The sequence below is a fragment of the Anaplasma bovis genome (assembly GCF_036903315.1).
Classification (GTDB): Bacteria; Pseudomonadota; Alphaproteobacteria; order Rickettsiales; family Anaplasmataceae; genus Anaplasma; species Anaplasma bovis.
In genome coordinates this window covers 1-10255 of record NZ_JAWLNY010000035.1, presented here as the reverse complement: position 1 = coordinate 10255, position 10255 = coordinate 1, and the positions used below count along the sequence as shown (strand labels likewise).

Below are 10255 nucleotides of genomic sequence, written 5' to 3'. Positions count from 1 at the left end.
ACAGATTAGATGCGCTATCATTTGCGCGCCCTCAAATAATAAACCTGCTAGACCGCATTGAACTGGAAAACCGCTATATGTCTCTCACCTCTTATGAATACCGTTTAAAGCATACGTACAAAGGAAAGCACACATTAGACGCACAATAATCCCGTTAGAAGCATGACTACCTCCCACTTGTGTGCCCCATACAGCACATTGACATGGAAAATAATAAGGCCTCCCTCCTAATTCTCCGCGGCTTTAGAAGAAGCCCCAATGATAAAAACCTCCTCTTCCGTCATAGAAGTTTCCCTCATTTGTAGCTCTGAACAGCACATTTGCATTAGGAAAAACACAACATACTTTAGAGACTTCTCCCTCTAAAGAAAAAACCACTGAAATCCAGGAAAAAAACCACACTGAACTTTTCAACACATACCCACATCGCAAAGAAGCATTACTGAGCAGAACAAGACCCCAAGACCTGATCTTTGTGATTTTTAATGAATTCCCGAACCTTGTTGAAAGAGTGTAACTCTATTTGACGTATCCTTTCCTTTGATACTCCGTACTCTTCGCTCAACCTTTCCAATGTGTCTGGATTTTCTAGCAGCTTTCTGCGTATGAATATGTCACGATGCCTGTCGTCAAGCTTTGAAATCGCATCTTGGATCATCTCTCTCTTCAAGGAGCTCTCCTCCTCTTCTAGGTAAACAGCCTCCTGGTTAGGAGAGGAACACGGTATAACATCTTGTAATTCCACAGCCCCATCATCGTAAACTCTCTCGTTCAGAGACACATCTCTGTTCAGAAAAAGCTTCTCCATGCTCTCAACTTCCTTCTCGGTGGTGAGACACTCCTCAGCTACAGCTTTAACATCACTCTTTGACATATCCGCACCATAGCCCAAGAGTCTCCTCTTCACCTTCCTCAAACTGAAGAACAACCTCCTGCGCGCTTGCGTAGTACCGATACGCATGCATGACCATAGTCTCAGAATGTAATCCTTGATAGATGCCTTAATCCACCACACAGCATACGTCGCCAGCTTGTAGCCCAAATCAGGGTTAAACTTCTTCACAGCTTGCATGAGCCCTATGTTGCCTTCCATTATGAGCTCCATTAGCGGCAATCCATAGTTCCTAAAACCCATAGCCACTTTTACTACAAGCCTCAGGTGACTCGTAACTAGCCTGTGCGCATCAGATACACTACCATTCCTATACCAATTCTCTGCACACTCCTTCTCTTCAGCTTCCGATAGGACAGGAAAGGAACGGACCTGCTCCAGGTACGACAAGAGATCGCCAGACCATTGTGCGTCAGAAAATATAGACGTAGCCAGCATAGCTTAAGAACCTCTTTACTATAAGAACAAGTCTACATGCTTAAATATAAGAATGTTATGGTAAATGTTCAAGACTTTCATTATATAATTTCGACAATATCTATGGTGTATGTATGAACATAATAATCACGTGTAGGGGATATAGTATAACAGATAGTATTAAGTCCCATGTAGAAAATAGTATAAACTACCATGTCGGGAAGTATGTCCAACATAATCAGGAAGTTAACGCCAGAGTGATTTTGTCGAAAGAAGGCAATTCTATGTTTACAGCTTCTGTATCAATATGTGAAAATCACAATGAATTTGTAAAAGCCTCAAAGGGCGCTGACACCGTATACAAGGCAATAGATTTGGCCACAGACCACATAGCTGGAAAATTAAGAAAGTACAAAGATGAGCGTATTGAGAGCTACAGGAAAAATAGAAGCTTCAAGGATGATGTAAAATACAAAGGCTATCTCATAAACGCAGACAACTTCACAGATACAGAGATCACAGACAATTCACCATTGATAATAGAAGAAGAAATTCCGCTAAAAACAATGTCTGTAAGCGATGCAGTCATGGAAATGGAATTACTATCAGTACCTGCGCTGTTGTTTATCAACTCAAGGAACAGCAAAGTAAACATGGTGTATGTAAAGGATAATAATATCATATGGGTCGATCCGCTCGATGGTCCTGGCATCCCATCTAAATAGCAGTATAGGTACTCGCTGCGCGTTATTTACATGCTTAAGAATTAATTATGGCATTTATGTTACACTCCGCTTGTGTTGTAGCTTATGTTGTACTGCATGCAGTTATTCTCGCTAGAAGCCGCCTTTTTCGTTTTAGCTGCTGGGATAGGCTTTAGCTTAACTGTGTGGCAAAAAGTGATACTAAGTGTTTTTTGTTTGTGAATAATTTAGTGGAGACAACGCTATGGGACAGGAAAACGTACTTGATGACCTGAATGAAGCATTAGCAAAAGACGACGTATCGACATTAAATAGTATCATCCGGTCATTATCAAAAGATCAACAAGCAATTTTGTTTTGTAGAGATATCTTCCACGGTAGACCGATAGTGCATCATGCCTTATCTCTCTCCCCTACTGCACCTAACCTGAAGTCTGTACAATATCTTTTGAAAAACGCTACTGCAGATGTTTTAAGACACATAGATAAACATGGAGCGAGTGTTCACTACCTTGCCTTGAAAGCAGGTGCTCAATACACGGATGCTTTACTAGGTAACTCCAAAATTGATTGGAGCATGAATGTAGATAGAAAAAATGGTAACACCATTGTCGCCAAGGTTTTAGCTGAAGACGGCATCGCATTCGATCGGGAGACATTGACAAAGATAGTCTCAAAGAGTCCAGAAGTTTTACATAAAGTGAATAACTTAGGTGAGAATGTCTTTCATGCCGCATGCTCGTCTAAGAACATGGAAGCGCTACTATACTGCATGGACGCAGTGACGCTCGGAAAAACTAATCGAGTGAAAGATCTCTTAACTATGTTAGAGAGCAGAAATGTGCGGGGAGAGACGCCTCTGCATTTGATATGTTCAAATTTTTCCCTAGAAGATACTGCACGCGTACTTAACAGCCTAAAGGACAGTGATGGACGCATAAAGGCTGACTTATTGATCAAAGATGCTGAGGGAAAATCTCCGATACAAAGAGCGTTAGCAGCAGCAGTAGAGAGCAACAGGGGAAACACCACCAGGCAACAGCTTAGAGCCGAAGATCGCAAGATCGTTACTGATCTACAAGCCAGTTGTGATTTAAAGCTTAAAGGAGAAATAGCGGCTACTCTACTAGAAAAAAATTTAAGGCAAGATTTCATTACTTTCTTAGAGAATATTACTGATCGGGATGAAGTTCAGGAACTATTGCACGAATGTGGGCGCATTTTGCTAAATGATCCCGCAAGAATGGCTAGAACGTTTGAAAACGGTCGCGAGAAGGGTAATTCGCTCATCTTGGAGAAAGATATTGATGAACAGCATAGCAATTGGGAAACCCTTTTTGCTACTAAGAAGGAGAAATTGGAGTTTGTAAGCTATGCAGCTGCAAACGAATTTTCAGAAGTTGTACACGATTACGTAGAAAGACACATCAACGCTGATAACCGAGATGCTGTAGCACAGCTCATAGTCGAAAAGATCTTTGAACACGCTAACGACCCTTATAGGGCAGTAGAAAGGTTGCAAGAGTCTCTCCCTATAGTGCCTTTTGAAAAAGAATTTGCCGTATCTTTAATAGATAAAGAAAACATCACAGCACAAGCATTAGAATTTGTTTTGAAGCATTCTAATGCAGCTGCAGCCGCAGAAATAAGAAGAGAGATTTCAAGCAGAATAATAGGCGAAAGCTCTGTATTGAGAAATGTGATTGAGTCTACGGAAAATGGTGCAGAAATAAGAAATTTATTGGATGCGGCTTTCAAGAATAGTCCTGGTGATGCTGGTAAAAACGCTCTAATGAGAGATTTAGAACATTACACGATCGAGCTGGCTCAGCAGGGAAATTATGACAAGATTAGCACGTTATTAGAGTTTGCCCCGCAACTCATATACTGTGAGAACTCAGCTGGCAAAAATCTTGTAGAAATTTCTTCGGAGTATGGACAGAAAGAATGCGTCCGTATGCTGATAGAATTCCACAAAACTATGGTGAATTCTAGATTGCATGGCCTTGATCAGGGTTCTCTGTGTATTCCCTTGACCAGCATAGCGAGCGTGGCTGCTATTTCGCCACGCGAAGGACTCGATATGCTTGATACGTTCATTAGTAGTGGTAGCAAGATCTCAGAAGCAGATGGGCAAAAGCTTCTTAGTAAGGTCTCAGATTATGGAAAAGAGGATTTTCGGAACACGCTAGATCTACACTTTGCGTCTCAGATGCGGGAAAATGACCGCATAATAGATGAAACGGTAATAGCTAGAAATGTTGGGATTACAATCCCTACTGCAGCAGAGATTGGTAGCACATCAAGACTGAGTGCTGCGGAAGAACTCGCGTTTGAGAGATTAGATTTAAAAGAGCGAAAGTCTCTTGAATTTCAGAATTATGGTGTGCTGCATAGATATGCACAGGCCGTAAAGAAAAGTGAAGACAATTCGTTGCAATTCAAGAGAGATGTATTAGACAATCTAAAAAATGTAAAAGACTTTTCTCATACGTCCCTTGACAATGGTGAAGGACATAGCATCTTCAGCATAGTAGCTGCTCTTGGTACCCCCGAGCAGATGGATGCTCTGCTTAGGCACTATGAAAAGGTGAGAGGCAGTCCAGTATCTAAGCACCCAGATCCAGACAGGATTTCCTCTTTTGGATCCTCTCTACAGTGCGCTCTACGTGCTGAGAATGGGACCATGGCAGATCACTTGCTAAAAGAAATTCGTGATTCAAGCATTACAACTCAATACGGAAAAGGCGGGGAAAATCTCTTGCATACAATACTGCAATCCAGAAATGTGGGAGAAGTATTATCGCCGCTAATGCTTACTAATACGTCTTTTTCAAGCTCAGTTTTGAAGGCACTTCAGCAAGAGAATGCTGATGGCCAGACTCCTATAGATATTGCATTATCTTCAAATGTTGAGTCTCAGAGCGCATTTTTCGCATTTGTAAGAAACGCGTTGTCTCGCAGTGATACGGAAATACTTTTAGGAAGCACAGACACCGTTGAGAAGGTATTAGAAAACAGTGTAGATACATTCCCCCTGGAGTGTATCTTTGACATGGAAGACAACTTTAACAGTAATGAAAAGTCGAGTAGAAGGCTTTCTGTACTTGGATCTACTGATAACATGACATATCTTCTTGGATTGGCATGCAAGAATCCGAATCCCGATCTTGTGGATTTGATGCTTAAAAAAATAAGAAAGTGTATAGAAAATAAGGCACTGATAGATGCAACCAAGGAAGTAAAATCGTCTAAGGAAAAGCTTAATGCAGAAGCTTTTGATAGGGAGGTTCAGTCTAGGGCTGTAATCAAAGTGGTTGAGGGTACTAGGGAATTGTTACTTTCGTTTATAGAAAGTAATTCTGCTAATCAAGCAGTGTTCGACTCTATAGCTAAAAAGTCTGCGCTAAGAAGCGAGCACATTGAGCAGATAATAGAAGCCGCTATAAGGCACGATAATCCTGATTTGCTTGGCTGTATAAACGTGGAGCATGCCTCAGCAAATGTGGATACGGACAGACTGTTGTCTGAGGGAAAGGACAACATGATGAGATGCATCTTGGAGAATATAACATCAGAAGCTTATAAAACTTCAGATGCATATCGTGAATTACTAAGCAAGATTGCCACAACCCCTTCCATGAGCAAGTCTCGCCAACTATGTAGGCATGAGATAAGGGGGTTATTGGACTCTGCAACGTTGCGCACTGCTATAGAATCCCAAGATCTAAGTTACATACTTGAGATTACTAAAATAAATCGTTCTCTGATTGCGCAACCCATAGAGCGGCAGGCAGGACAGCCTGCTATATTACCTTATGATCTTGCTCTGGCAACATACCCTGATAATAAGGATCTTGCTGCGGGTATGGCCAGTGCTACAATACAATTTGCACTTGAAAGGCTGGAGTCAGAAGATCCAACATTTGCGCTATCAGAGCAAGACGTGCAAAAGCTTTCTGACACCGTTACGAGGATACTAATAAGAGATAATGGAGAATTAGGTTTAACTTCTGATGAGGTAAAAAGCCTTACTCCGTATGTGAACATGGCAGCGCAAGATCTCTTTAGGAAAGAGAGTATGGATCCCGCTAAGGGACTCCTTCGGGAGGCGTTGCTAAGAGGAAATTTGGAAATTGCCAATAGATTGCTTGATGTTGCGTACGGTAGAAGAGAAGCAGGTGCTTCATCAGAGATCACTTTTAGTGAAGAGCATCAACAGATAATAAATCTCACTGTTGAAGGACGTTCATTACTCCATTTAGGTGCTTTGAGTGGCGATTATGGCTTGCTACAGAGACTATGTGATATGGGAGGTGACCCTATCGCTGTCACAGATAGGGGGGAAAATCTAGCGCATTTATGTGCTCAAAGCGGGATGAAAACTCATGCCGGAGAGTACGCATTCGCTAAAATGATTAGAGAAGATGCGAGGTTAAGGACTGTTGATGCTAAGCAGCAGGGAACTTTAATACATGCTGCTAGATGTGAGAATTCTGAAGACGCAAGGAGAATGTTAGAACATATTGTGCTGCAAGATCCATCACTTGACACTAATATTGCCAGCCTTAGTCCGGAAGCTAGAGCAAAATACGTATCCCAAGAACTTAGGACAATAGCTGAAACTCGCGAAGACTACGTAGTAGATGATTTTCTAGATGATGAATTGGGATATGGTGACGAAGGTAGAAAAAAGCTAACTGAATCCCTGCGCAAAGCATGTAAGGATAAAACAGTAAGCATGGACAAGGTAGCAAGAATGCTTGTCCACGATTCTGAGAGATCGTTCAAAGAGATCAATCCTTTAAGTACTCCTCAAACAGTTATTGCGAATAGTAGGAAGACTTTCTTTAGTCAACAAGATGCCCTATTCAACATAGTTGATAATATGAACATCTCTCGTGATGAATTCATCACTTTGAGTAGAATGCCGATAGACGTATTTACTACGCGTGATCCTGTATCGCATCTCTCGCCAGTAGATAAGGCAATAAGCACGGGGAATGTAGGGTTTTTGAAGTATTTCTTACAGGAGAGAGCAGCGGAGGTGAATCCTGCACTCCGCGACGCAAGAGGGAGCAACCTAGTATTGAAGTTGACTCACCTTATCGCAGATAATTCATCAGTGCGGCAGGACAGAGATTTCATGAATATGTATGCTGCACTTGTGGAGCACTCCCACTGTATTACAAAATCTGGCAATAATACCGTAGTACAGTCTGTTCTGGATAGAGTAGAAGGAAGAAACGGGGAAATACTACGTGGCATAGCTGAAAGAGCCGCAGCAAACGAATATAAGCTATATGGTGAACTACAAGACTTAGAGGATGCATTAGCGAGAGGTTATGATTCTACAATTGCTGGTAGGTTTGCCAACATAGTTTCCACTTATAGAGAATTTTCTAGAGTTGCGGTAAATCCTTGGCGCACTTTGTGTTCGCACATATTATCAGACACACAAACAGTTTATTCCGGGCTAACAGATGACCACAGAAGGTATTTAACTTCTTTCACAACGAATAGAGATCTTAAAAGCCTTGTATCAGGTGCAGACGAAAATGGTAACAATCCGCTACAAAGTGCTATTAAAAGTTTAATTTCCTCAAATGGTGGAAGTTCCAATATTGGCGTGCAGAGAGCAAATGTATTACATGAGCTATGTGTTGAAATAAGTGAACGATTAGAAAGGACAGACCCTGCAATTTTAGAGGACTTATTTTTAAAGTCTAGAAATTTGGATGGAAATAACCTTCTTGAGGATATTGTCTCTCTTAATCCATCGCATGATATATTCATCACTTTGGAGAGTAAGCTCGGCAAGGATAAAATTTCCAAGTTCTGTGACTTAAATACAGTACTTGTCGCGTCTGCCGGCCAAAATGCACTACAGAAACACATTTGTAGTAATTATTCAGTCTCTCCCATAGGTAACAGAGATATCCACGGCAATATACGCGTTCATAATGCTGTAATATCGGGAGATCTAGATGCATTTACTTCGGTCATGATGACCGGTGGAAACATAAACCAGCTTGATGATCGTGGCAACACTCCTTTACATGTTCTACTGAATCACATGTTGACCAACGAAGGGACTCTAAAGGAGGGGCATTTTCAAATATTAAAAATTCTCGTCGCTCGTGGAGCACCTTTACATCATAAGAACTCGGAGGGGCTATCACCTTGTGATATAGCAAAATTTTTGAGGGGTTCAGCGTTTGGTGCAGACAAAAACAGCGACTGTATACGATATATAGCTGACAGTAGATTAGAATACTTAAATTTAAAAGAGAAGATTGCAAAAGAAGTGGCCAAAGGCTTCATCGTACACAAAGAAAAATCGTCTGCAGGTTTGCAGAGCAGTGATATTTCAGGAGCTACTTTAGATCTGCAAGTTGGTACCGGAGCAACACTTCTTATTAGCAAGATGCTTGATGCTAAACTATGTAGCGATAACAGTATCACTTCTGCAAATCTTAACTTTAACGATGGCAAGGATATCGGTCATGTAGAAAAGATAGGAAATAAGCGCAATTATACAGTTAGTTCTGGATCGCTAAAATTAGATCTGTCTTGGAAACCACCTCGTGGAAAAGTGCAAAAAGTGTCCGTAATTGTGGATTCGGACGGCACAATACAAGTTCATAAAAGCTCTAAACATGTAGCTCCCAATGGAGAAAATCTGGACTTTGCTAACTGTAGGGTATTTATTGGTGGATTGCCACTGCAACAGGCCCTCTACAGAGGACGTTGGAGAGAGGCTGCTATAGATTCTCCTGCTCAGGGAGAAGGTATGGACTTGAACAGAGCTAGTGAGATAGGCATTGATCCTTTTGATAATGGTGATACACCTGGCAATAGATCTCAGCAGGCAGTATTGGATGACAGAGGACACGACGGCCATGATCATAGTGCCCTAGACGGTAGTTCAACACAGCGAGAAACCATGGACTTTGAAGAAGATACTCCAACTTACAGTATGGAGGGTGCTGCAGGAGGATCTGTAGGTAAGGCAACAGACATTGAAAGGATGGAATCTCATCAAGCTGCACTCCATAGGACAGCTGCCACTACGAGCAAAGAACATATTTACGAACAGCTACATACTGTGCACACCGCAAGTGTTGAAAGTGAACCTGTTGTTGGTGCTGCCATACAAAGCACTGCACACGTTGTAAGTAAGGCTCATATCCACGAACAGCAACATACTGTACATACTGCAAGCATTACTCAGAAAAGTGAACCTGAACCTGTTGTGGGGGCTGCTATACAAAGCGCTGCACACGTTGTAAATAAGGCTCATGTTTACGAACAGCCACATACTGCACACACTGCAAGTGTTATACGGGAACGTGCTCAAGATTTAAAAGCAGGAGACAAGGAAGCATGGAAGGGTTATAGGCTTTCAAGCTCCCCTACTCCCATTAAACTATATAGGGAACTTACATCTTTCAAAAAAGGTCGCATAGACGACCTACTTCTGGATGTGAAACATTTAAGAGACACCTACAAGGCTCCTCAAGAAGCCGAGATGTTAAATTCTGCAATTTTGTACACTCTCTGCTCATATGCGGACTTGTCATATGCATTAAACGGCATTAATGGAAATAACCTTAATGCTGCAGTATCAGAAATTCTTTCTGAGTGCAGGAAGTCTGTTAAACAAGGTGAAAAAGAGATAAGTGCAGAAACTTACGAAGTGCTACGTAATGCAATTCCTAAAGCATTATCTAGGAACGGAATAGAGTACCGCAATGTAGATAATCCATTATTGGAGATCGAAGATGGCAAAATAAGATCTGCAGCTCCTATACCTAGAGGCTTCTCTTCTACATACGGATATGGGCGACATATGGACAGTTTAATAGAGCAAGCTGTTTCAGAAATTAGAGATATAGCTGAAAGATCTTCGCTTAGTAGCAGCATCAGTCTCCGTCTCAATGATTTACCTCTACTGGTCCTGGCTCTAGACAACGCTAAAACCGATAGAGGAAGCTTACCCGTGCCCGAGAAAGACAGTGGCCCCATACCACAGGCAGATGGTATGGTTCTCCTCAAGCATATATACAATATGTCTTCCGTTACTGGTGCTACTTGGAGGATCACAAAAGTTGCTGCTGCAAAATCTCAGGCAGAAGAACTTGGATTAGGAAGGAAGGCAGCGCCCATTGCAGCCGCTGTAGCGGGAGATGCTACACACATTAGCAAAGCCCATGTCCAGGAACAGCAACATACTGTGCAT

At 41.8% G+C, this 10255-nt stretch carries 3 protein-coding genes; 2 read left to right on the top strand and 1 reads right to left on the bottom strand.

From position 1 onward, the window contains the following. Nucleotides 1-439: 439 nt before the first annotated feature. Nucleotides 440-1330 (bottom strand): RNA polymerase factor sigma-32, encoded by an 891-nt coding sequence (locus R4I06_RS03390; protein WP_334414145.1) that lies wholly within the window; start codon nucleotides 1328-1330, stop codon nucleotides 440-442. 113 nt (nucleotides 1331-1443) lie between these two features. Here R4I06_RS03390 and hpf point away from each other — a divergent pair, with 113 nt between their 5' ends. Together hpf and R4I06_RS03380 are read left to right on the top strand one after the other, a co-directional pair. Then, nucleotides 1444-2034 (top strand): ribosome hibernation-promoting factor, HPF/YfiA family, encoded by a 591-nt coding sequence (gene hpf, locus R4I06_RS03385; RefSeq protein WP_334414144.1) that lies wholly within the window; start codon nucleotides 1444-1446, stop codon nucleotides 2032-2034. A gap of 223 nt (nucleotides 2035-2257) precedes the next feature. Beyond that, nucleotides 2258-10255 (top strand): hypothetical protein (locus tag R4I06_RS03380; protein ID WP_334414143.1); only part of this gene is annotated, 7998 nt, incomplete at its 3' end.

Coding starts and splice junctions, on each gene's coding strand:
- R4I06_RS03390 (WP_334414145.1), bottom strand. CDS start 1,330: ATGCTGGCTACGTCTATATTTTCTGACGCACAATGGTCTGGCGATCTC.
- hpf (WP_334414144.1), top strand. CDS start 1,444: ATGAACATAATAATCACGTGTAGGGGATATAGTATAACAGATAGTATT.